The following is a 21,225-nucleotide window of genomic DNA, read 5'->3' on the forward strand; positions in this document are numbered from 1 at the left end:
TCGACAGGCTAACCAAACAAACATACCATCGTCAATCATGAATGATACAAATGTCTCATCAACCATTCTCGACCGCCTTGCCGGCGAGCTATCCGAACTCACGCCCGAGGCGCGTAAGGCCGCTACTTATGTGCTGGAAAATCCCCGTGATGTAGGCGTATCAACCGTACGCGAAATCGCCCAAGCCGCGCAGGTCAAGCCAAACACCGTGGTCCGCATGGCGCGTCAGGTCGGGTTTGACGGGTACGAGGATTTTCGCGCGCCGTTTCGGGACGCGATCCGCAAAGGTGCCGCCGACTTCCCCGACCGGGCCCGCTGGCTGCAGGATATTCGCAAATCCGGCGACCTTGGCGGGCTTTATGCGGATATGGTTCAGGACGCCCTGCGCAATATCGAGGAGACCTTTGCAACCATCTCCGCCCATGACCTGAAGCAGGCGGCGGAGGCGATCTGGTCCGCGCGACATGTCTATACGCTGGGTGTCGGCGTCAATAACGCCAATGCGCGCAATTTCACCTACCTCGCATCGACGGGCATGACGCAATTCCATGCCATACCGCATCCGGGCTCCACCGCCTTCGATGACCTTGCCTGGGCGGATGAGAACGACGTTCTGATAGCGATGACCTGCAGGCCTTACCGATCAGAAGTGGTTGCCGCGGCCGAGGTTGCCCGGGAACAGGGCGCAGCCATCATCGGGATTTCCGACAGCCCGGCCAGTCCGCTTCTGCAGGCGGCCGATCACGGGTTCGTCGTCGCCGCCGACACACCGCAGTTCTTTCCCTCCTCCGTCAGCACGATCGCGCTGTTGGAGACCCTGCTGTCCTTCGTCATTGCCGTTGCGGATGACAAGATCGTCGATCGCGTGAGCAGGTTTCATGCAAGACGTCATCAGCTGGGCATCTATCATGAGGGGAAAAAATGAAGGAGGCCGTCCGGTCGCTTGCCGGCCATTACTACACCGACCCCGGGATTTTCGCACACGAGCAGCGCGGCCTGCTGGCACGCACATGGCAATTTGCCTGCCACACCAGCGCCTTGGCGCAAGCGGGCGAATACACGACGTTTGAGATTGCCGGCGAAAGCCTGTTCGCCATCCGGGGTCACGATGGCAATATCCGCGCCTTCTACAACGTCTGCCAGCACCGGGCGCATCAGCTTGTGTCCGGCGCGGGAACGACGCGGGTCATCGTTTGCCCGTATCACGCCTGGACTTACGAGTTGACCGGCCACCTGCGCGCGGGTCCCAACCTCAAGGTGGTCAGGGGCCTCAACCCGTCGGAAATCTGCCTGAACGAAATCCGGGCGGAGGAGTTTCTTGGATTTCTGTTCGTCAATCTTGACCCGGACGCCGCGCCAATGGAAACGTGGTATCCTGGCACCCGGGCAGAGCTTGAGGAATGGGTGCCGCACTGGCACACACTGAAGCCGTTGGAATGGGTCGAAATACCGGAAAACTGCAATTGGAAGGTCTCGGTTGAAAACTATTCGGAGTGCTATCACTGCGCGCTGAACCACCCGACGTTTGCCACCGGCGTCATAAAACCGGAAACATATGACATTCAGCCGCAAGGGAAATGCCTGCGCCATACGACCCAGTGCCAGAACCTTGATGCCATGACCTACGACATCAGGTCGGGCCACGCACATCACGATGAATATTCCAGCTGGTTCCTGTGGCCGATGTTCAGCTTTCAGGTCTACCCCGGCAACGTTCTGAACACCTATCACTGGCGCGCCGTCGCCGTGGATCGCGTGGTGGTCTGGCGGGGCTGGTATTCCGTCGATGGCGAAAATAATGACACCGTCCGCCGACTGGCAGCACAGGATCGCGCGACAACCGTCGAAGAAGACATTCATCTGGTCGAATCCGTGCAGCGCGGATTAGGGTCGCGCGGGTACGCACCAGGGCCCCTGGTCGTCGATCCCGAAAGCGGCGTGAACTCGGAACACTCCGTGATGCATCTGCAGCGATGGATGCGGGACGCTCTTGACGGCCCACCCTGAACGCGCGCAACCATTCGCAGAAGTGACCGACAGGAAGGCAGCACGATGAACATATTTGACGAGGACTTGTTCCTGAAGGGGCTGGCGCAACGCAAGGCGACACTGGGCGCCGAGTATGTCGAGAAGAACCTTGCCGCGGCGGACGAGTTTTCACGCCCTTTTCAGGAGGCCATGACCGCATGGTGCTGGGGTTTCGGCTGGGGTGATGACGTGATCGACGCCAAGACGCGCTCGATGATGAACCTCGCGATGATCGGTGCATTGGGCAAAATGTCGGAGTGGGAGATTCACTGCCGCGGGGCGATCACAAATGGTGTGAGCCAGGAGGAAATCCGCGCGATCATCCATGTCGTGGCAATTTACTGCGGTGTGCCTCAGGGGTTGGAGTGTTTCCGCGTTGCACGCCGCGTGCTTGACGAGGGTTGAAGCGCCGCGTTTACAGAAAACCCGGTAACGGCATGTCCCGTCACTTTAGGCGCGGCTTTGTGTCGGCTCGCATCGTTGCGTATCACGGGGTCGCTGAGTGTCGCGGTCCCCTCCTGTCAATGACGCCCGTCCGAATGTTCCCAGACTTGAGTTAGACCATCCCGCTCGATTTTGACGCGCGTAGCGATCCTGCCGCACAAAGTGGCTCGGACCGGTCTGTACATGCCGTCATCATCCTGTGCGCCGCGCGCCCCGCCACCGGGTGGGAGGCGCGCGGACCAAAAGATGAGCGCTCAGGCCCCTTACCCGGTGCCGGGATCAGACAATGGTCGCGTCGGTCGCTGCGCGCAGGACTTCCTCCGTGACACCGTCAGCGCATTCGACGATCTTCAGGCCGCCGTCGACCACATCCAGCACACCAAGGTTCGTGATGATCCGGTCGACAACGCCCTTGCCCGTCAGCGGCAAGGTGCACTCACGCAAAACCTTGCTGTCGCCGTGCTTGTTCGTGTGATCCATCACGACGATCACCCGGCCTACGCCTGCGACCAGATCCATCGCGCCGCCCATGCCTTTGACCAGCTTGCCCGGAATCATCCAGTTCGCCAGATCGCCGTTCTCCGCCACCTCCATCGCCCCGAGGATAGCCGCCGCGATCTTGCCACCACGGATCATGCCGAAGCTTGTCGCTGAATCGAAATAGGACGTCCGGCGTAATTCGGTGATGGTCTGCTTGCCCGCGTTGATGAGGTCCGCGTCCTCCTCGCCTTCAAACGGGAAGGGCCCCATGCCGAGCATCCCGTTTTCCGATTGCAGCGTGATATCCTTGTCGCCCACGTAATTGGCCACCAGAGTCGGGATGCCAATACCAAGGTTGACGTACATGCCGTCTTCCAGTTCCTCTGCCGCGCGCGCGGCCATCTCGTTGCGGTTCCAGGGCATTATGCGGTCTCCTTCTGGCGCACAGTGCGCTGTTCGATGCGTTTTTCGTGGGTGCCCTGGATCAGGCGGTGTACGTAAATGCCCGGGAGGTGAATGCCATCTGGGTCCAGCGATCCCAGCGGCACGATCTCCTCCACCTCAGCAACGCAGACACGTCCGCACATCGCTGCCGGCGGGTTGAAGTTGCGGGCCGTCTTGCGGAAGATCAGGTTGCCCGTCTCGTCCGCTTTCCACGCCTTCACGATCGACAGATCGGCAAAAATTCCCTCTTCCAGAATATAGGTCTCTCCACCGAAATCCTTATGCTCCTTGCCTTCTGCAATCACCGTACCCACCCCGGTTTTTGTGTAGAAACCGGGAATGCCGCAGCCGCCCGCGCGCATCCGCTCGGCCAAAGTGCCCTGCGGATTGAACTCAAGCTCAAGCTCGCCCGACAGATACTGGCGCATGAATTCCGCGTTTTCACCCACGTAAGAGGAGATCATCTTTTTCACTTGCCGCGTTTGCAGCAAAATGCCGATCCCGAAATCATCCACGCCCGCGTTGTTGGACGCAAAGGTGAGATCCTTGGTGCCGGCGTCCTTGATCGCCTGCAAGAGCAGTTCGGGGATACCGCAGAGCCCGAAACCACCCGCCGCGATCAACATCCCCTCGCGCAACACACCATCCAGCGCCTCGGACGCTGATCCGTATATCTTCTTCATACAGTTTCCTCTGTTTCAAACAGCCGCTTGGTCAGCGAGTTGATCCGCCCCAGCGCTTCATTTCGCCGATCTTGGTCCCGGCAATCGAATCCATGTCCGTACAATTCATCTGATGGAGAGGGGCATGCAACCGTTTTGGCGCAAAAAGTCATGACATTCGCCACCAGATCCGCGCACGACCTCAGGTTTGCGGCACTGCCGATGCGCCCTGCTAGCCCCCTTGTCCATCGAGAAAGCGTGCCATGGCCGCCAGTTCAGATCGGGCGATTTCATGACCGCCCTCGTGCCAATGGGTCGACACGGATGTGCCTTGCGCCGAAAAATACGCCTCCAATGCCCGGGTTTGTTGCGGCGGGCAGATCGGGTCATTCAGGCCCGCGGTCATCAGAACATCAACGCTCGCCAGATCCGGCGCCGGTTTTGGCGTCCAGGTGACAAGCGGGTGAAGTAAGATCACTTTTTGGAAGAGCTTCGGGTGGTGAAAGACGACAGATGCCAATATATTCGCGCCGTTTGAATAGCCCAGGCCGATGACAGGGGTCTTTGGCCAGCGCGACACATGCGCCTGAATGAAATCGGCCATGGCCTGCGTCCGGTTTTCCAGGTCGGGCATATCGTAGACGCCCTCGCCGGTGCGCTTGAAAAACCGCGCGGCGCCGTTCTCCGACACATCCCCGCGCGGAGATATCACCCGCGCGCCGGCCACCAACTCCGACGCCAAATTGTGAAACTGCGTTTCGTTCCCGCCGGTCCCGTGGAAGGTGAAGATCACGGGCGCATCCGGGCGCCCGCCTGTTTCCCTGAACACGTAGTTTTGCTGCGACATCGGACTGCCCTACGCCGGGATTGGTTGCAGGTTCTTTTCGAGTGCCGCGCGCAGATGTTCGTGCTGGCTGGGAAGTTTCAGAGCCTGGCCGAGATGCGCGGTGTCCTCGTCGCGGTCAAACCCCGGTTCATTTGTCGCAATCTCGAACAACACGCCGCCGGGCGTCTGGAAATAGATCGCCCAAAAATAGTCCCGGTCAATCACCGGCGTGACGGCATATCCGGTATCCATCAAGGCCTTGCGGACGGCCAGTTGGGCCGCGCGATCATCCACGGAAAACGCGATGTGATGGACAGAACCCGCGCCTTGCCCAGCTTGCCGCACAGTCGGAAGGATTTCCAGATCAATGGTGTTTGCACCCGTACCTTCGCCAATGGCAAATCGGGTAATGTTCCCGACGCTATCCAACTTCTGATAGCCCATGAACCCCAGCAATTCCGCCATCGCTCCATCGTCCTTCAACCGCATGCCAGCAGAATGGAAGCCACGGATCGCGTGATCGTCAGAGACGCCGTTGCCGGTCCAGCCAGACCGGGGGTTGTCTGCCACCTCGGACAGGGCGAACGCTTCGCCATCCGGGTTTTTGAATGCCAGGCGTTTTTCGCCAAAGTGCTCTTGCAGTTCCAGACCCTGCACATCGAAACTCGCCAACCGGTCCTGCCAGAACCCCAGCGCCCCCGGCGGGACGGAAAAAACAGTCTCGCCCACTTCGCCGGTGCCCTTGCTGCCCCGGGCAATGTTGGGGAAGGGAAAATATGTCATGACGGAACCCGGTGTGCCAACTTCGTCACCGTAGTACAGGTGATAGACGTCCGGCGCGTCGAAGTTGACCGTTTTCTTGACCCTTCGCAGGCCCAGAACGTTTGTGAAAAACGCGTTGTTTTCGGCTGCATCGGCAGCCAGTGACGTCATGTGGTGCAACCCTCTGATCTGGTTGAGCATATCTGTCTCCTGTCTCGAATACGGCGCGATGGCCGTGGTTATGGATGCTTGAAGAAGAAGGTAGGGCACCATCACAGTTGCGTTAATAGGTTTAATATGAAAGTTATTATTTTAAAAAATGGGATAATATATGGCTGGCCATCTGGAACGGATAAAGACGTTTATTGCCGTGGCAAATGCGCAAAGCTTCTCTGCCGCAGCGCGCCTGCAAAACAACTCCTCCTCTGCGGTTACACGGCACATTGCCGAGCTGGAAGAAACGCTGGGCGTGCAGCTCTTCGTGCGCACCACGCGCAAGGTGTCACTGACCCAGGCGGGCGTTCAGTATTTCGAAAAGGTTCACCCGCTCGTTTCGGGCATTGCCGCGGCGGACGACACCGCGCGGGCCTATCAGGAGGCATTGTCCGGCAGGCTCCAGATCAGTTGCCCGTTGTCATTCGGCACGCGCTTTCTGGTCGAACCCCTGACAGAATTCGCAAGCCTTCATCCCGGCATTGATCTGAAAATCAACCTCACGGACAGCTTTGTGGACATCATCAGGGATGATTACGACATGGCATTGCGCATTTCGGCGGCGCCCGCCGACAAATCCACCATCTGGCGTAAAATCAGGCCGGTTCCGCGATGCCTCGTCGCAGCGCCCGGTTACCTTGAGACAGCCGCTGGGCTTGCCGCGCCGTCAGATTTGCAAAACCACAGATGCCTGGGATATTCCAATCAGTCAGAAGGGGGCGTCTGGCAACTGGCAGGCACCTCCGAAAACACCATGCGACCGGTACGCCTGCCAAGCGGGTTTGCCTGCAACAACGGCGATCTGATCGCTCAGATGGCGATCGCGGGTCAGGGTATCGCCCTACTGCCCCGCTTCATTGTTCAAGATGCAATTGAAAAGAACCTGCTGACCGAGGTGTTGACTGACTGGCAGGCCCCCGAAATCTGGCTCACCGCCTTTTACCCGCCCTACCAGAAACTGCCGCTGGCAATTGATCAGTTCACCGAGGTTTTCGAACGCCACGCGGGCCGGTTTGCCTTGTAGTCAAACGCTTTTACCAAGTGGCCCGGTTTGCCTAGTGGGTTGCAAAGCCCATGAAGAATGGAGACAGTTCACGCGGACCATCGCTGAAACCGCAGGGCATACCCACACAGACGGGCTGGCGATCACCGGGAGGGAAAGCAATATGGATCGTTCCTTGGCCAGCGTCGCGGGGCTGGCGCTCAGGACAACGCGCATTGTCTCTGGGCTGTTTCTGCTTTTCTTCGTCACAAGCCATTTACTCAATCTCAGTCTGGGTGTCATTTCGATTGAAGCGATGGACGCGGCGCGTCCCTATCTGTCGACCATTTGGTCCCGGCAGCCGCTTGCCTCCTTGCTGCTGCTGTCCTTACTGGTCCATTTTCTGCTGGGGCTCTGGGCAATCTACCGGCGCCCGACACTGCGCACCAACGCGCAAGACGTTGTGCAGTTGCTGTCGGGCGTGGCTGTCATTCCGCTGCTGGCGGTACATGCCGTTGGCGTCGCGACGCTGAAGATCGACGGCATTCCCTTCGGCTATGCCCAGGCGATCAAATTCTTCTGGCTGGGCGCTCCGCAAATCGGCCTTTTGCAGGTCATCATGTTATCGGTTGTCTGGGTGCATGGTTGTGCAGGCCTGTTCACGTGGCTGCGGGCCAAGGAAGGCATGCGCAACGCCCTTGCTTGGATTTATCCGCTGGCCGTCGCCGTGCCGGTGATTGCCCTGATGGGATATGCTGAGGCAGGCCGCGGCGTGCTGATCGCAGCGCAAGCCCCGCCGGTGGAAACCCCGCAGTACGCCGCGCCGGCTGAAAAGCCCGCCGAGGCACCTTCAACCCCCGCCAAGGAGAGGATTCCATACGAGGTGGTAAAACAGATCACCAATCAGGTGATCTGGTGGTCCCTTGGTTTGGCGGCACTGACCTTTATGGCCCGGGCCATTCGGCTGGCGCTGCAAACATCGCAAAAGGTGATCCTGACACGGGGCAGCGCACCGCCGCTGCACACCACCTCTGGGCTCAGCCTGCTGGACAGCTTTCGCGCGCATCAGCACCCCCATGCCAGCCTGTGCGAAGGACGTGGGCGCTGCGGCACCTGTGCCGTGCGGATCACATTGTCCGAGTTTCCGTTGCCCGCGCCCACCGCATTGGAGGCCAAGACGCTCCTGCGCATCGGTGCCGACGACACCGTCCGGCTGGCCTGTCAGCTGGTACCCAGCGGCGGCGCGGTAACCGTGGAGCCGTTGCATCCCGCGGATTACTCGTTCAAAGACGATGACTTTGCCGAAGAACTCGCCGCCGTGGACGCCTCAGAGGTTCGGACATGACACCGTTCGGGCGCATCTTGCACCGGGTTCTGATCGTGATCCTGTTGCTTCTGCCGGTGAAGGCCTCCGCACAGGAAACTCTCGCAGTTCCGCAACCGTCGCCCAATGATCTGCATGAATTCACCAGACTACTGGCGGATGAGCGTATTCAGAACTGGATACAGGATCAGGCCGATGGTGCAGAGGCCGCCGCCCCGGTCGCGCAGAAATCCATCCGCGAACAGTTTCAATCCGCGACAGAGCAGGTGGGCGCGCGTGTCGGTGCCCTGGGTGCGGCCTGGGCCAGTTTTGGTGCCGCGCCCGCGGTGATCTCGGAAAAATGGCAGGCCCAGATGACGCCTGACCGGCGCGTTCGCAGTCTGACATTTGCCCTTATTTTCCTCTTTTTCGGCGCCGGACTCGAATGGCTGATACGTCAATACACCAATCCTGTTCTGCGCCGGATCGAAGTGCAGACGTTCAAGAGTCCCAAGAAACGCGCCCTCGCCGCCCTGTCGCGCTCCGCATTGGCCTTCACCGGCGTGCTCACCTTTGCGGTTGGCAGCATTGGCGCTTTTTCGGCGGTCAGTTGGCCACCGCTGCTCTACACACTGATCCTGTCGACCCTTCTGGGCATTGTTTCGGTCCGCGCCATACACACGCTCGTGAGGCTCTTTCTGGCACCCCGCATTGCCGAACTGCGGCTGATCCCGATCACAACGCCGATGGCACGCGTTCTGGGAAACACCCTGACCTTTTTCTTTGCGATGCTTGTCTTTGCGGTGTCCCTCATCGACGTCTTCGGGCAGCTCACCAACGTTGACGCGACAGGTGCGCTCGCGCCTGAAACCCTTGCTGTCTCGGTTCTCTTCGCGACGATCCTGCTGATTGTCAGCCTGATCTGCATCGTCTTCTGTTTCGCCCAGGCCAAACATCATACCAGCAGCCTGTCCTACCCGTCGCTGTCGCGGTGGCGGGCATATATGTGTGTGCTCAGCACCCTGATCTTTGTCACATGGCTGTTTGACGTACGCCCGCTGATGTGGACGATCATGACAATCGGCCTTGCCATTCCAAGCGTGAAGCTGCTGCGCGGCTGGACCGACCTTACCTTTGATCAGGCCATTGCAGATTTCAGGGCGAAGGCAGAAAAAACCGCCGCTCTCGCGGCACCGACCGGGCCCGACGAGGCGCCCGACACACCGGATGAACCCGCGGAACCCGAGCCCATTGTCGATCCCTACGAGACATACCGTCCGATTGTGCAACGACTGATCCGTTTCGGCGTCTTCGTCGTTGTGGGGCTGATCCTGGCGCTTATCTGGCATGCGGGTATCTTCGAGAACACCGATACCCCGACCGTGACGCAACGGCTCTTCTCGGTTCTGATCGACAGTGCCGCGGCGGTGCTGATCGCCGATCTGGTATGGACGTGGGGCAAAACTTCGATCGATCGCCGTCTGGCGGCCTACAAACCGCCGGAAGATGGGCAGGCACCGGGTCCGGAAGCCCGCATGGCGACCCTGCTGCCGTTGCTGCGCGTCGTCCTGATGGTGACCCTGTTGAGCATGGTGCTGATGTCGGTTCTGTCCTCCATGGGGGTCAACATCGCGCCAATCCTCGCAGGCGCGAGCGTGATGGGTATCGCCATCGGTTTCGGCGCGCAGTCACTGGTCAAGGACGTTGTCTCGGGCATATTCTTTCTGGTGGATGACGCGTTCCGCGTCGGCGAATATGTGGAAATCGACCAGTTGCGCGGCACGGTCGAGAAAATCTCGATCCGGTCCTTGCAAATCCGCCATCATCGCGGCGCGGTTCACACCTTGCCGTTTGGTGAGTTGAAATCCATGACCAATTACTCGCGCGACTGGGTGATCATGAAGCTGGAATTCCGGGTGCCCTTCGATACGGATCTCCAACTGGTCAAAAAGCTCGTCAAGAAAGTCGGCGCCGAACTCAAAGCCAACGAGCACTACGGGGATGCCATCCTCGATACGCTGAAATCGCAAGGCGTGCGCCGCATGGAAGAATTCAACATGGTTGTGGGCGTCAAGTTCATGACCCGGCCCGGCGAGCAGTGGCTGGTGCGGCGCGATGCCTATCAGAAAGTACGTGATGCCTTCGAGGCAAATGGCATCCGGATGGCCGAGCGCAATGTCAAAGTCGAGCTGTCCGGCGATGAAAACCTGACAGAGGACGAGCGCAAAGCCGTCACCGCCGCTGCTCAGGAAGCCGTCACGCAGCCGCTGAAGCCCGGTGTCGTGCCTGACGAACCCTGAACCTTTGGGCTGTGCCCGCGTGCTGCGAAATGCCCTGACCCATTCGCGGGATGCCGGGGTAAATGACCCTGTGCCAAGTCGCCTCGCATCGGTGGCCAGAGCGGCCCCACATCAGAACGACCGGACGGCGCAGCGGAGTCCCGCCTTTGCGATTACGTGGCAGATTTGTGTTGCTTCATCCAGCCCAGTGTCGCTTCCGTGGCGCCTGTCGGTTTGTACTCAGCACCAAGGGGGTGGCTGTAACCCAGCGTTTCGATAACCCCGAAAACATAGGCGTAGGATATCTCGCCGTCATCAGGTGGGCCACGGTCCGGCACGCTGGCGAACTGTATATGGCCGATGTGCGGCAACAAGTCTTTCAGCCGGTGGCTCAGATCTCCCTCCATCAGCTGGACATGATAGCAGTCAAACATCAGCTTGAGATTACGGCGGCCAACCTCTTCGATGATCGCAAGGGCCTGTGTCGTGGTCGCCAGAAAGTAGCCCGGCGCATCATAGCGGTTGAGCGGCTCGATCAGGATCGTGATGCCCAGCGGCGCGGCCCTGTCACACGCATATTTCAACGCCGCCACAAAGCAGTGATGCGCGGAAGCACCCGCGGCAAACCCCGCCATGACGTGGACATTGGCGGCCTCTACATGGGCAGCGTAAGACAGCGCCTCGTCGATTGCGGCGCGCGCCTGTTCTTCGCGCCCCACAAGCGCGCACAGACCGTTTTCACCCGCGGCCACGTCACCACGCCGGGTGTTCAGGCCCAGCATCCGCAGGCCCGTGTCTGTCAGGGCGGCGTGCACATCCTCGGCGGACGTGTCAAAGGGCCAATGGCATTCCACCGCGTCAAAGCCTGCATCCTTTGCCGCCCGGATCGCGTCCGGCAGGGTCAGATCGGCCCAGAGGAAGCCAAGATTGGCCGAAAATCGGGTCATGTGTCCCACTCCACGTCAAATGTTTTGACCACGGCGGCAATCTGGTCAGACTTCAGCATGCGGGCATCGTATCCCCGCATCATCAGCGCCAGCCGCGCCGTGGCTTCGAGCTCTTCAATGGCGTTGCAGGCGGCTTCGAGATCCTTGCCCGCGACGACCGGGCCATGGTTGGCGAGCATGACCGCGCTGCGCTTACCTGCCAATCCGCGCACTGCCTCCCCCATGGCCGGATCGCCGGGCACGTAGAACGGCAGTAACTTCACCTTGCCCAGCTTCATAATCGCGTAAGGGGTGAGCGGCGGCAGGAAGTTGTCCGGATCGACCCCGGGCACCATCGACCAAGCGACAGAGTGGCAGGAATGCAGATGCACAACGGCACCGGCAGAGCTGCGCGTGTCGTAAAACGCGCGGTGCAGCGGCATCTCCTTCGTGGGTGCGTCCCCCGCAACATGTGCGCCGGATGCATCGAAATAGCTAAGTCTTGCCGGGTCCAGCCGCCCGAAACTGGTGCCGGTTGGCGAGACGAGCACACCGCCGTCCGCCGTCCGGGCGGAGATGTTTCCGGTGCTGCCGCCGGTCAGCCCCCTGTCAAACAGCGACTTGGCCAGCAGGCACATCTGTTCGCGCAAAGTACTATCGGCGGTCATGCAGGCGCCAGCTTGACCAGCGCCGGAACACGGAAACTATTCTGCGCGGCGGCGGTCTTCACGGCGCCAAATCCGATGGACCCCAAACCGAATATGGCACCCCTTCGCCCCATAGGCTCTTTTCCCCGCTGCGGGGCGTCCACGCTGCCGGACGCCCGATGCTTCACCCTTTGCGTCACTATGTGGCATAACGCGCGAACATTAAATGGCCTTTGACGCCGCCGGGCCGCCCGGCGCATGCTGCCATGGAGCACGTGACTGACGGTCGCGCGAAGACGCGGACCGCCTGACGCACGACAGCGCACAGATTGCGCGGGCTGGCCGCAGGAAGGGAAGCAGATGCATCTGGCCATCATCGGATACGGCAACATCGCACAATCTGTTCTTCGCTGGCTGGCGGCCCGTCCCGTAGATCAGCTATCGGTTCTGACACGCCCTGCCGCCCGAAAACGCGTTCAGCAAGACAAGCTGCTTTCCGCGGCGGCACATCATGTCTTTGTAACCGATAGTATGGACGAGATGCTCGCAGGCCATCCTGATCTTGTCGTCGAATGCGCCGGGCATCAGGCAGTGATTGAATACGCCCCGAAAGCACTGAAAGCCGGTGTCGATCTGGTGCTTGTGTCCATAGGCGCCATGGCCGATGAAAGACTGTCGCAGGCCCTGAAGGAAGCTGCGATTGCAGGTGGTGGCAAACTGATCCTGCCCGCCGGTGCGATTGGAGGGATCGATCTTCTGGCCGCCCTGTCGCTTGCGGGGGAGGTTGCCGTGAAATACCGGGGAACGAAACCACCGGCCGCGTGGCGCGGCACGCCCGCCGAGCGGGCAACTGACCTGGACAACCTGTCCGACATGCAGGTGATTTTTGACGGAACCGCGCGCCAGGCGGCGACCGAGTATCCCAGGAATGCAAATGTCGCGGCGACGCTGGCGCTTGCGGGTGCCGGATTTGACGCCACCCGGGTTGAGTTGATCGCCGATCCTGCAGCCCGGGGCAACCGCCACGCCTATGACGTCGCCTGCGCGGCGGGAAGGTTTACGGTTCAGATCGACAATGCGGCGTCACCCGAAAATGCCAGGACCTCTGTCGCCACGATCTATAGCGTCGCGCGCGAGATTAACCGCAAACGTGATCCGGTGATCATTTGAAGAACCACTCTCACGTCCCGTCCAACGGCAGCTTGCGCCCTGTCTTTGCGGATTTGTAGATCGCGTCCTTGATCCTGACCACATCCAGATAGTCGCGCGCCGTGTTCTCAAACGCCGCGCCAGTCCGTATGGACAGCACCACGTGTGTTTGCAAATGAAACACGCAGTCGCCGCCAAACCCGGGAGACCTGTCGGCGGGCAGCACCGTTTCATGGGTCATCTGACCCTTGGCCCGAAACGCAACGCTGCCATCGCCCGACAGCATCAACGTGCCATCGGTCCCTTCGAATTCGGCCTCTCCCATGGTTCTGCGATGATTGTCCGACGGGTGATCGCAATGCCGGTTGCCATCGAAAAGTGCGCGCACACCGTTGGGGTGATCAAACAACACATACCCTGCGTCTTCGCCCCTGATCACCGGATTGATCTGCCGCAGGTCGGCATAAACGGCCGTCGGATTGCCGAACAGGAACCGAAATGTATCCACCCAGTGCACGCCGGTTTCGTGGATAAGAAACCGGGGCATCTGCTGAAAATACGGTTGCCGGTCCAGATAGGCACGCGGGCCCTGACCATCGCCCGGGCGCAATCTGAATCCCGCCTGCAAAGGGGTGCCGATACGACCCGCGTCGATTGCAGTCTTGATCGCGCGGTACCAGGGCATGAAGCGAAAATTCTCGTGCACGATCAGGTTGGCACCGGCGCGTTCCGCATGCTCGGTCACGCCGGTCGCTTCCTCCAGATCTCGGCAAAACGGTTTCTGGCAGATAATCGTTTGCACGCCCGCGGCCAGCGCGGCGGTGATCGCCTCAAGATGCGCAGCCGGGGGCAGAATGATGTCGAGAATATCCGGCGATGTGTCCGCCAGCATGTCGCCGAGGGTCTCGAAGGCAGGCAGACCGGTTGCGCGGGCCGCGGCCAGATCGTGATCGGCAGATCCGACCAGCGTCGCATCGGATATCCGCGCCCAGGCATCGTAGTGAAACTGGCTGAAATACCCGGCACCCAGGCAGGCAACGCACAAGGGATCCTGAGGTGTCATGGCACGCTCAGTGCTGCGGTGACCGCGGCAGCGGCCTCTTGGGTGGTTGCGGTGCCGCCCAGATCACCGGTCAACACCTCGCCCGATGCGATCACGCCCTCAGCGGCTTCCCGCAGATGCGTGCCATCCGCGACAAGGGCAGCGTGATCATGGCGCAGACCCAGCCACTCCAGCATCATCGCGCCGGACAGGATCATTGCCAGCGGGTTGGCGACCCCCTGCCCCGCGATATCCGGCGCCGAGCCGTGACAGGGCTGAAAAACCGCATGGTTGCGCCCGATGTCCGCAGATGGCGCAACCCCCAGCCCTCCCATCAGGCCTGCCCCCAGATCGGACAGGATGTCCCCAAACATGTTTTCCGTCACCAGCACGTCGAAATCCCATGGTTTTTGAACGAACCAAAGCGCCGTCGCGTCAACATAAGCATGATCGCTTGCCACGTCAGGAAATTGCTTGGCTTTCGCATCAAAAATCTCGCGGAAAAACGCGAAGGCGCGAAACACATTCGCCTTGTCCACGCAGGTGACACGGCCTGGCCCGCGTCCCGCCTCTTTGCGCGCACGCGCCATGGCGAAGGCGAAGTCGAACAACAGCTCCGATGTTTCGCGGGTGATCAGGAGCGTTTCGCGCGCTTCGTTTTCAGACACTTCGCCGCGGCCCTGGGTATGAAACAATCCTTCGGTACTTTCGCGGATCAGGACGAAATCCACAGTGCGCCCGTCCGGCATGTTCAGCGGAGTTCTTTGGCCGGGAAAAATGCGTACGGGGCGCACGCCCGCGAACAGATTTAGGGCTTTGCGCAAGTCAATCTGCGGCGAAATTTCGGTGCCGTCCGGATATCTGACGGAGGGCAGCCCCATGGCGGACAGCAGGATCGCATCGGCCTCCCGCGCGCCCTTCATCGATGTGTCAGGCAGCGACACCCCGGTTTTTGCATAGTGGGCGGCGCCGGCGGGCAGATCGGTAAAATCGTACCTGTAGCCGCCCCGACCGGCCAGAAAGCTCAGCAGGTCGACCGTGGGCTGCATGATCTCCGGTCCGATTCCATCTCCCTGAAACACTGCGATGTTGTATACGTCTTTCATTTGGCGCTGCGTCCCCTAGTGCGACTGTGCAGGCGCGTGGCATCCCCGAATTTAGGGATGACACGCGCCTCGCGATTAATGTATGCATTAATGCATGCGTAAATAATGCCACGCCCCAGCGCAAGGATTGAAATGTTCGCCGTCGTCGTTACGCTTTCAATACTCCCCGACCGGCTGGAGGAATTCCTGCCTCTCATGCACCGAAACGCCACTGCCAGCCTGACGGAGGAGCCCGGATGCCGGCAATTCGATGTAGCAACCGACCCGACGCGGCCTGAAGAGGTGTTTCTTTACGAGCTCTATGTGGATGAAGCGGCTTTTCAGGCGCATCTGACAACCGAACATTTTAGAACCTTTGACGCGGCAACCGGCGACATGATCGCTAGGAAGTCCGTCACGACATATGCACAGGTGGTCCAATGAACGACTGGCACGTTTTCGCGGTCAAATACGCCGATAGAAACACCCGAACCCGACGGGACAGCTTCATCTTTGACGATAACCACGATGCCCCGCATCCGATGGACTATTTCATGTGGGTATTGCGGCGCGGCGAAGAGGTCATCCTTGTCGATACCGGATACGATGCGGCAGAGGCCACGATGCGGGACCGCCCGATCCGGCAGGACCCGGCCCTGTCCCTTGCGCCGCTGGGTCTGAAACCCGAGGATATCGCGACGGTGATTGTCACGCATCTGCACTACGACCACGCAGGCGGGCTGCATCTTTTCCCGAATGCAAAGCTGCATGTTCAGGCGGCGGAGATGGCCTATGCCACCGGTCCATGCATGTGCCACGATACGCTGCGCATGCCGTTTACCGCCGGTCACATTTGCGAAGCGGTTAAACGCCTTTATGCCGGTCAGGTCATCTTTCACGACGGTGATGCGGAAGTGGCAGAGGGCGTAACAGTCCACTGCATCGGGGGGCACAGTCGCGGATTGCAATGCGTGCGGGTGCGCACCAAGGCCGGTTGGATGGTTCTGGCCTCGGACGCCGCGCATTACTACGAGAACCTGTTTGCCAGAAAACCCTTCCCCATTGTTGTGGACCTGCAGAACATGCTTGACGGTTTTGATACGCTGGAACGTCTGGCCAGCCGCAAAACACTGATCGTACCGGGCCACGATCCCTTGGTTACCAAGGCCTATCCTAAGGCAACGGCCGACCATATCTGGCGTCTCGATCATGGGCCTGACCAGCCCGGGCTTATCGTTGACGACTAGGTTTGCCCGGCAACACTGCCCACAGCTTGGCTGTCTGTGTCGACATCGGGACCGGACGCGAACGCCGCTGTTTCCGGTGTTGTTGCGCGCCCGGGCGGGGCCACGACAAAGGCACCCTTGTCTTCAAGGGCGACAGGTGCCCGCATGGTGATCCGGAGCAACGCATAGGCGATCATCAGAACATGGGCGCCCACGGTTGTTATGAACAAGCCCGAGACGCCGACCGAAGACATGCCCAAGCCCGCCACCAGCGGCCCGATGATTGACCCCAGTCCGAAAACGAGCAGCAAACCACCGCTGGTCTGAATGAAACTGCCCTCTTCGGCGTGGTCGTTCGCATGGGCGACGATGACGGGGTACATCGAAAAGATCGACGCCCCGAAGAGAGCCACCAGCACGAGGTTTGCCGGGGTGCCTTGCGGCGAAACGACGATAAAGGCAAGGTCGGCGACGAGCGCCAGGGCGGCAATGCCCACGAGAACCTTGCGCCTGTCCATTCGGTCGGACAGATATCCAACCGGCATCTGCGCCACCGCGCCTGCCAGGATGGGAATACTGGCAAAAAGCGCCACGGAGTTGAGGGACAAGCCGATTTGCCCCGCATAGACCGCCGCCAGCGTCCCGAAGGCGCTGTTGGATACGCCAACCAGAAAAATCGCCACAACCGCGACTGGCGAGTTGCCCCAAAGGCCGCGCAGATCAAGCCGTACTTTGACAAGAGGCTTTGGGCTCGCGCTCGATGTGATCGCCACCGGCACGAGGGCGAGGGCATAGAAAATGGCGCCCAGAACGAAAAACAGATGCCCATCCGTGGGCGCAAGGGTCAACGACATCTGCCCGGCGGTGGATGCAACGAGATTGACCATCGTGTAGGTGCCGAAAATGCGGCCCCGATTGCTGGCATCCGACCGCTCGCTCAACCAGCTTTCGACAATCATCGCAGCGCCCGCGAAACACAGCCCCGACAACGCCCTGAGCGGCACCCAGGCCGTTGGCGTCAAAAAGATCAGCGATGCGAGGATCGCAACCGCCGCAAGTGCGGCCATCACCGTGAACGAACGAATGTGCCCGACCCTGCTCACCAGCATCGGCATCAGCAGACAGCCTGCAACGTAACCAACTGCCCACCCGGTCCCCAAGAGGCCAAGGGAAAAGGCGTCAAATCCCTCCGCCGTGCCACGTACAGGTAAAATCAGGCCGTTGGTGCCTCCGGCGAAGAGCAACAGCGCGGAACTGAGCAGAAGGGCGCTGATTGGCAGCAAATTACGGAACATGCGGTCATCGTTACACACAAGAGCCTCGGACGACACGCCAAAACGACCGGGCGCACGCGCCCGGGGGTCGGGTTTTTTTTGCGCAATTGCCTAATTTTGAGGCGAATGGCTCATGAAAGGCCCTGATTTGAGACGCAACTATGGTCAATCAAGATATCGCGTGGTCGATTTGGTGCCTGTAATGACGTTATTCGGGGACCGCCGAAATTGTTGATGAGCGCTGCGACAGTATCGGACCAACCCCGCGCGATCGGGACCGCGCGGCTGTCAAGCAAACTCAGGGGTGGTCGGTCGTGTCTGGACCACCTGCATCAGTCAGGGGCGCTTAAACTCCTGTTCCCCAGGGGCGACGATGCGCTGCAAGCGGTGCTGGTGAACACTGCGGGCGGTGTGACAGGCGGAGATCGGTTCGGGGTTGACGCATCGGCCGGGACCGGATCGCGGCTGCAGTTGACCACGCAGGCCGCAGAGCGGGCATACCGCGCGCAAAAGGGACAGACGGGGCGCATACACACCCGTCTGAATGTCGCGAACGCCGCCACGCTTCACTGGCTGCCGCAGGAGACGATCCTTTACAATGGCGCTGCGATCTCAAGACGGCTGGATGTTCAGCTTGCGGAAAACGGGCAGTTGCTGATGGTTGAACCCCTCCTGTTTGGCCGCCACGCGATGGGTGAAGAGGTCGTCGCTGCCTCCTTTACCGACTGCATCAGCATTCGGCAGGGCGATGACCTGATTTTCCGCGATGGCGTACGGCTGCACGGAGACATTGCATCGCAACTTGACAGGCCCGCGATCGCCTCCGGCGCGCGTGCCATGGCGCTTCTGGTCTATGTCGCCCCGGATGCCGCCGGTCACATCCGGGCATTGCGCGATATTTTTGGCAGGATGGGCGGCTTCAGCCTGCTGGGCGACGGTATCCTCGTGGGGCGGTTGCTGGCCCACGACGGATTTGACCTGCGGCGCAGCCTCGTGCCCGCATTGAATCATCTGACCGGCAACACTCTGCCCAAAAGCTGGAGACTGTGACACCATGCAGCTGACCCCGCGTGAAAAAGACAAACTGTTGATCGCAATGGCCGCCGACGTGGCCCGCCGCCGCCTTGCCCGCGGCGTGAAGCTGAACCATCCCGAAGCGATCGCCCTGATCACCGATGCGGTGGTCGAAGGCGCGCGCGACGGGCGGTCGGTGGCTGACATGATGCAGGCCGGGGCCGAAATTCTGACCCGCGAGCAATGCATGACCGGGGTGCCGGAGATGATCCACGACGTGCAGGTCGAGGCCACGTTTCCCGACGGCACCAAGCTCGTCACCGTGCACAATCCAATCCGATAGGAGGCCCTGATGATACCGGGAGAGATCATGGTCGCCGACGGCGACATCACGCTGAACGAAGGCGCGCAGGCCATCACCCTGATGGTCGCCAACACCGGGGACAGGCCGGTGCAGGTGGGCAGCCACTACCATTTCTCGGAAGCCAATGCCGCGCTTGATTTCGACCGTGCTGCGGCGCGGGGCAGGCGGCTGGACATCGCGGCGGGGACTGCCGTGCGGTTTGAGCCCGGTCAGCGGCGCGAGGTTCAGCTAATCCCGCTGTCGGGCGCGCGACGGGTCTATGGCTTTAACCAACAGGTCATGGGCGCGCTGTGATCGCCTGGCAACCCGTGATCGGTGCCCGGACGCGCCCTGCCCGCCAAACAAAGAAGGACTGACGGATGCCTGCAACTCTTTCCCGCGACAGCTATGCCGCGATGTTCGGACCAACCACGGGCGACAGGGTCCGGCTGGCGGATACCGATCTTGTTATCGAAGTCGAGCGTGACCTGACCACCTATGGCGAAGAAGTGAAATTCGGCGGCGGCAAAGTCATCCGCGACGGCATGGGACAATCTCAGGTCACCCGCGCAGGTGGCGCCGTCGACACGGTCATCACTAACGCATTGATCGTTGACCACACGGGCATCTACAAGGCGGACGTCGGCCTGAAGGACGGACGTATCCACAAGATCGGCAAGGCCGGCAACCCGGACACCCAGCCGGGTGTGGATATCATCGTGGGGCCCGGCACCGAAGCGATTGCGGGCGAGGGCAAAATCCTGACCGTCGGCGGGTTCGACAGCCACATCCACTTCATCTGTCCCCAGCAGATCGAAGAAGCTCTGCACTCGGGTGTGACCACGATGCTCGGGGGTGGCACCGGCCCTGCGCATGGCACCCTGGCCACCACCTGTACGCCCGGCCCCTGGCACATCGGGCGGATGCTGCAAAGCGTTGATGATTTCGCCATGAACATCGGTCTGTCAGGCAAGGGCAACGCAAGCCGCCCCGATGCTCTGGTCGAGATGGTCGAGGGTGGCGCATGTGCGCTCAAGCTCCATGAAGACTGGGGGACCACGCCTGCCGCGATAGACTGCTGCCTGTCTGTTGCCGATGACATGGATGTGCAGGTGATGATCCACACCGATACGCTGAACGAAAGCGGCTTTGTCGAAAACACCGTCGCTGCCATGAAAGGGCGGACCATCCACGCATTTCATACCGAAGGCGCAGGCGGCGGGCATGCACCCGACATCATCAAGATCTGCGGCGATGCCAACGTGATCCCCTCTTCGACCAACCCCACGCGGCCCTTCACGGTGAACACCCTCGAAGAGCACCTGGACATGCTGATGGTCTGTCACCACCTCGACAAGTCCATCCCCGAGGACGTGGCCTTTGCGGAAAGCCGTATCCGGCGCGAGACCATCGCCGCAGAGGATATTCTGCACGACATGGGGGCCTTCTCGATCATCGCGTCGGACAGCCAGGCGATGGGCCGCGTCGGCGAGGTGCTGATCCGCACATGGCAAACTGCCCACAAGATGCGCAAACAGCGCGGCAGGCTGTCTGAAGAGACCGGCGACAACGACAATTTCCGCGTCCGGCGCTATATCGCAAAATATACGATCAACCCGGCAATCGCCCATGGGATTTCCCATGAAATCGGTTCGATGGAAGAAGGAAAACGCGCTGACCTGGTGCTCTGGAACCCTGCGTTTTTCGGTGTGAAGCCGGAGATGGTCTTGATGGCGGGCACAATCGTCTGCGCGCAGATGGGCGACCCGAATGCCTCCATCCCGACGCCGCAACCGGTCTTTACGCGCCCGATGTTCGGCAGTTTTGGCAGGGCGGTGGAACATACGGCAGTGACATTCGTCAGCGCCGCGGCGGAAGCTGCCGGGATCGGCAAAACCCTTGGCCTGAGAAAGGAGGTAATTGCAGTGAAGGGCACCCGCAACATTGGCAAGAAGGACCTCGTGCTCAACAATGCGCTGCCTGAGATCGAGGTCAATCCCGAGACATATGAGGTACGCGCAGATGGCGACCTGCTGACCTGCCAACCTGCCGAGGTGTTGCCCATGGCGCAGCGCTATTTCCTGTTTTGAGAACGC

Annotated in this window: 22 protein-coding genes; 13 read left to right on the plus strand and 9 right to left on the minus strand. The window is 60.5% G+C overall.

The annotated features are described in order from the left end of the window. Positions 1–37: 37 nt before the first annotated feature. Genes KX928_RS14295 through KX928_RS14305 form a run of 3 tightly spaced genes read left to right on the plus strand, consistent with a single transcriptional unit; the run spans position 38 to position 2,433 of the window. Positions 38–925 carry a MurR/RpiR family transcriptional regulator gene (locus KX928_RS14295; protein WP_219503907.1) on the plus strand — a complete coding sequence of 296 codons (888 nt, stop codon included), beginning with the start codon at positions 38–40 and terminating at the stop codon, positions 923–925. After that, positions 922–2,007: an aromatic ring-hydroxylating oxygenase subunit alpha gene (locus KX928_RS14300; protein WP_219503909.1), complete on the plus strand. Its 1,086-nt coding sequence runs from the start codon at positions 922–924 to the stop codon at positions 2,005–2,007. Before KX928_RS14295 ends, KX928_RS14300 begins: the two co-directional genes overlap by 4 nt. Before the next feature lie 45 nt (positions 2,008–2,052). Continuing rightward, the gene (locus KX928_RS14305) at positions 2,053–2,433 is read left to right on the plus strand and encodes a carboxymuconolactone decarboxylase family protein (RefSeq protein WP_219503911.1); all 381 of its coding nucleotides are present in this window, start codon (positions 2,053–2,055) and stop codon (positions 2,431–2,433) included. 318 nt (positions 2,434–2,751) lie between these two features. Here the strand turns inward: KX928_RS14305 and KX928_RS14310 are convergent, their stop codons facing one another. The 4 genes from KX928_RS14310 to KX928_RS14325 form a co-directional block, all read right to left on the minus strand. Beyond that, on the minus strand, positions 2,752–3,375 hold the full coding sequence (locus tag KX928_RS14310) for a 3-oxoacid CoA-transferase subunit B (protein WP_219503914.1): 624 nt from the start codon (positions 3,373–3,375) through the stop codon (positions 2,752–2,754). Continuing rightward, the gene (locus tag KX928_RS14315; protein WP_219503916.1) at positions 3,375–4,079 is read right to left on the minus strand and encodes a CoA transferase subunit A; all 705 of its coding nucleotides are present in this window, start codon (positions 4,077–4,079) and stop codon (positions 3,375–3,377) included. The genes KX928_RS14310 and KX928_RS14315 overlap by 1 nt, the downstream gene beginning before the upstream one ends. A 211-nt stretch (positions 4,080–4,290) precedes the next feature. Beyond that, positions 4,291–4,905, minus strand: a complete 615-nt coding sequence (locus KX928_RS14320) for an alpha/beta hydrolase (protein WP_219503918.1) — start codon at positions 4,903–4,905, stop codon at positions 4,291–4,293. Between the two features lie 9 nt (positions 4,906–4,914). Next, on the minus strand, positions 4,915–5,847 hold the full coding sequence (locus tag KX928_RS14325; protein ID WP_219503920.1) for a VOC family protein: 933 nt from the start codon (positions 5,845–5,847) through the stop codon (positions 4,915–4,917). Between the two features lie 130 nt (positions 5,848–5,977). On the opposite strand from KX928_RS14325, the gene KX928_RS14330 reads away from it, so the two are divergent. The 3 genes from KX928_RS14330 to KX928_RS14340 all read left to right on the plus strand — a co-directional run bounded on the left by KX928_RS14330 (position 5,978) and on the right by KX928_RS14340 (position 10,444). Then, positions 5,978–6,883 (plus strand): LysR family transcriptional regulator, encoded by a 906-nt coding sequence (locus KX928_RS14330; RefSeq protein WP_219503922.1) that lies wholly within the window; start codon positions 5,978–5,980, stop codon positions 6,881–6,883. A 142-nt stretch (positions 6,884–7,025) separates the two neighbouring features. Then, on the plus strand, positions 7,026–8,186 hold the full coding sequence (locus KX928_RS14335; protein ID WP_219503925.1) for a 2Fe-2S iron-sulfur cluster-binding protein: 1,161 nt from the start codon (positions 7,026–7,028) through the stop codon (positions 8,184–8,186). Beyond that, a complete protein-coding gene (locus KX928_RS14340) occupies positions 8,183–10,444 on the plus strand; it encodes a mechanosensitive ion channel family protein (protein ID WP_219503928.1) in 2,262 nt (753 codons plus the stop codon). The genes KX928_RS14335 and KX928_RS14340 overlap by 4 nt, the downstream gene beginning before the upstream one ends. 152 nt (positions 10,445–10,596) lie before the next feature. On the opposite strand, the gene KX928_RS14345 is transcribed toward KX928_RS14340, so the two are convergent. Together KX928_RS14345 and otnC are read right to left on the minus strand one after the other, a co-directional pair. Further along, entirely contained in the window at positions 10,597–11,370 is a 774-nt protein-coding gene (locus KX928_RS14345) for a hydroxypyruvate isomerase family protein (RefSeq protein ID WP_219503932.1), read from the minus strand. Then, positions 11,367–12,017 (minus strand): 3-oxo-tetronate 4-phosphate decarboxylase, encoded by a 651-nt coding sequence (gene otnC, locus KX928_RS14350; protein WP_219503933.1) that lies wholly within the window; start codon positions 12,015–12,017, stop codon positions 11,367–11,369. Before otnC ends, KX928_RS14345 begins: the two co-directional genes overlap by 4 nt. Before the next feature lie 339 nt (positions 12,018–12,356). On the opposite strand from otnC, the gene KX928_RS14355 reads away from it, so the two are divergent. Then, positions 12,357–13,166 carry an aspartate dehydrogenase gene (locus KX928_RS14355; protein ID WP_219503936.1) on the plus strand — a complete coding sequence of 270 codons (810 nt, stop codon included), beginning with the start codon at positions 12,357–12,359 and terminating at the stop codon, positions 13,164–13,166. Between the two features lie 10 nt (positions 13,167–13,176). On the opposite strand, the gene KX928_RS14360 is transcribed toward KX928_RS14355, so the two are convergent. Continuing rightward, positions 13,177–14,208: a Gfo/Idh/MocA family protein gene (locus tag KX928_RS14360; RefSeq protein ID WP_219503939.1), complete on the minus strand. Its 1,032-nt coding sequence runs from the start codon at positions 14,206–14,208 to the stop codon at positions 13,177–13,179. After that, positions 14,205–15,293, minus strand: coding sequence for an isocitrate/isopropylmalate dehydrogenase family protein (locus tag KX928_RS14365; RefSeq protein WP_219503941.1), 1,089 nt, complete (start codon positions 15,291–15,293; stop codon positions 14,205–14,207). Before KX928_RS14365 ends, KX928_RS14360 begins: the two co-directional genes overlap by 4 nt. Positions 15,294–15,425: 132 nt before the next feature. On the opposite strand from KX928_RS14365, the gene KX928_RS14370 reads away from it, so the two are divergent. Continuing rightward, on the plus strand, positions 15,426–15,716 hold the full coding sequence (locus tag KX928_RS14370; RefSeq protein WP_219503943.1) for a putative quinol monooxygenase: 291 nt from the start codon (positions 15,426–15,428) through the stop codon (positions 15,714–15,716). After that, on the plus strand, positions 15,713–16,519 hold the full coding sequence (locus tag KX928_RS14375) for an N-acyl homoserine lactonase family protein (protein ID WP_219503945.1): 807 nt from the start codon (positions 15,713–15,715) through the stop codon (positions 16,517–16,519). Before KX928_RS14370 ends, KX928_RS14375 begins: the two co-directional genes overlap by 4 nt. Here KX928_RS14375 and KX928_RS14380 read toward each other — a convergent pair. After that, positions 16,516–17,793, minus strand: coding sequence for an MFS transporter (locus KX928_RS14380; protein WP_219503947.1), 1,278 nt, complete (start codon positions 17,791–17,793; stop codon positions 16,516–16,518). The two genes, KX928_RS14375 and KX928_RS14380, sit on opposite strands and share 4 nt — an antisense overlap. A gap of 213 nt (positions 17,794–18,006) precedes the next feature. Here KX928_RS14380 and KX928_RS14385 point away from each other — a divergent pair, with 213 nt between their 5' ends. From KX928_RS14385 to ureC, 4 genes are all read left to right on the plus strand, one after another. Then, entirely contained in the window at positions 18,007–18,822 is an 816-nt protein-coding gene (locus tag KX928_RS14385; protein ID WP_219503949.1) for an urease accessory protein UreD, read from the plus strand. A gap of 4 nt (positions 18,823–18,826) precedes the next feature. Further along, positions 18,827–19,129 (plus strand): urease subunit gamma, encoded by a 303-nt coding sequence (locus KX928_RS14390; protein WP_219503952.1) that lies wholly within the window; start codon positions 18,827–18,829, stop codon positions 19,127–19,129. Between the two features lie 9 nt (positions 19,130–19,138). Next, positions 19,139–19,444, plus strand: coding sequence for an urease subunit beta (locus KX928_RS14395; protein ID WP_219503967.1), 306 nt, complete (start codon positions 19,139–19,141; stop codon positions 19,442–19,444). Between the two features lie 65 nt (positions 19,445–19,509). Then, positions 19,510–21,219: an urease subunit alpha gene (ureC, locus tag KX928_RS14400; protein WP_219503970.1), complete on the plus strand. Its 1,710-nt coding sequence runs from the start codon at positions 19,510–19,512 to the stop codon at positions 21,217–21,219. Positions 21,220–21,225: the final 6 nt, after the last annotated feature.

Origin of the sequence: Roseobacter insulae (genome assembly GCF_019375555.1) — a bacterium.
In the GTDB taxonomy this organism is placed as follows: domain Bacteria; phylum Pseudomonadota; class Alphaproteobacteria; order Rhodobacterales; family Rhodobacteraceae; genus Roseobacter; species Roseobacter insulae.

Coding starts and splice junctions, on each gene's coding strand:
- KX928_RS14355 (WP_219503936.1), top strand. CDS start 12,357: ATGCATCTGGCCATCATCGGATACGGCAACATCGCACAATCTGTTCTT.
- KX928_RS14315 (WP_219503916.1), bottom strand. CDS start 4,079: ATGAAGAAGATATACGGATCAGCGTCCGAGGCGCTGGATGGTGTGTTG.
- KX928_RS14385 (WP_219503949.1), top strand. CDS start 18,007: ATGAGCGCTGCGACAGTATCGGACCAACCCCGCGCGATCGGGACCGCG.
- KX928_RS14310 (WP_219503914.1), bottom strand. CDS start 3,375: ATGCCCTGGAACCGCAACGAGATGGCCGCGCGCGCGGCAGAGGAACTG.
- KX928_RS14325 (WP_219503920.1), bottom strand. CDS start 5,847: ATGCTCAACCAGATCAGAGGGTTGCACCACATGACGTCACTGGCTGCC.
- KX928_RS14320 (WP_219503918.1), bottom strand. CDS start 4,905: ATGTCGCAGCAAAACTACGTGTTCAGGGAAACAGGCGGGCGCCCGGAT.
- KX928_RS14305 (WP_219503911.1), top strand. CDS start 2,053: ATGAACATATTTGACGAGGACTTGTTCCTGAAGGGGCTGGCGCAACGC.
- KX928_RS14370 (WP_219503943.1), top strand. CDS start 15,426: ATGTTCGCCGTCGTCGTTACGCTTTCAATACTCCCCGACCGGCTGGAG.
- KX928_RS14300 (WP_219503909.1), top strand. CDS start 922: ATGAAGGAGGCCGTCCGGTCGCTTGCCGGCCATTACTACACCGACCCC.
- KX928_RS14330 (WP_219503922.1), top strand. CDS start 5,978: ATGGCTGGCCATCTGGAACGGATAAAGACGTTTATTGCCGTGGCAAAT.
- KX928_RS14365 (WP_219503941.1), bottom strand. CDS start 15,293: ATGAAAGACGTATACAACATCGCAGTGTTTCAGGGAGATGGAATCGGA.
- ureC (WP_219503970.1), top strand. CDS start 19,510: ATGCCTGCAACTCTTTCCCGCGACAGCTATGCCGCGATGTTCGGACCA.
- KX928_RS14335 (WP_219503925.1), top strand. CDS start 7,026: ATGGATCGTTCCTTGGCCAGCGTCGCGGGGCTGGCGCTCAGGACAACG.
- KX928_RS14340 (WP_219503928.1), top strand. CDS start 8,183: ATGACACCGTTCGGGCGCATCTTGCACCGGGTTCTGATCGTGATCCTG.
- KX928_RS14395 (WP_219503967.1), top strand. CDS start 19,139: ATGATACCGGGAGAGATCATGGTCGCCGACGGCGACATCACGCTGAAC.
- KX928_RS14380 (WP_219503947.1), bottom strand. CDS start 17,793: ATGTTCCGTAATTTGCTGCCAATCAGCGCCCTTCTGCTCAGTTCCGCG.
- KX928_RS14295 (WP_219503907.1), top strand. CDS start 38: ATGAATGATACAAATGTCTCATCAACCATTCTCGACCGCCTTGCCGGC.
- KX928_RS14375 (WP_219503945.1), top strand. CDS start 15,713: ATGAACGACTGGCACGTTTTCGCGGTCAAATACGCCGATAGAAACACC.
- KX928_RS14360 (WP_219503939.1), bottom strand. CDS start 14,208: ATGACACCTCAGGATCCCTTGTGCGTTGCCTGCCTGGGTGCCGGGTAT.
- otnC (WP_219503933.1), bottom strand. CDS start 12,017: ATGACCGCCGATAGTACTTTGCGCGAACAGATGTGCCTGCTGGCCAAG.
- KX928_RS14345 (WP_219503932.1), bottom strand. CDS start 11,370: ATGACCCGATTTTCGGCCAATCTTGGCTTCCTCTGGGCCGATCTGACC.
- KX928_RS14390 (WP_219503952.1), top strand. CDS start 18,827: ATGCAGCTGACCCCGCGTGAAAAAGACAAACTGTTGATCGCAATGGCC.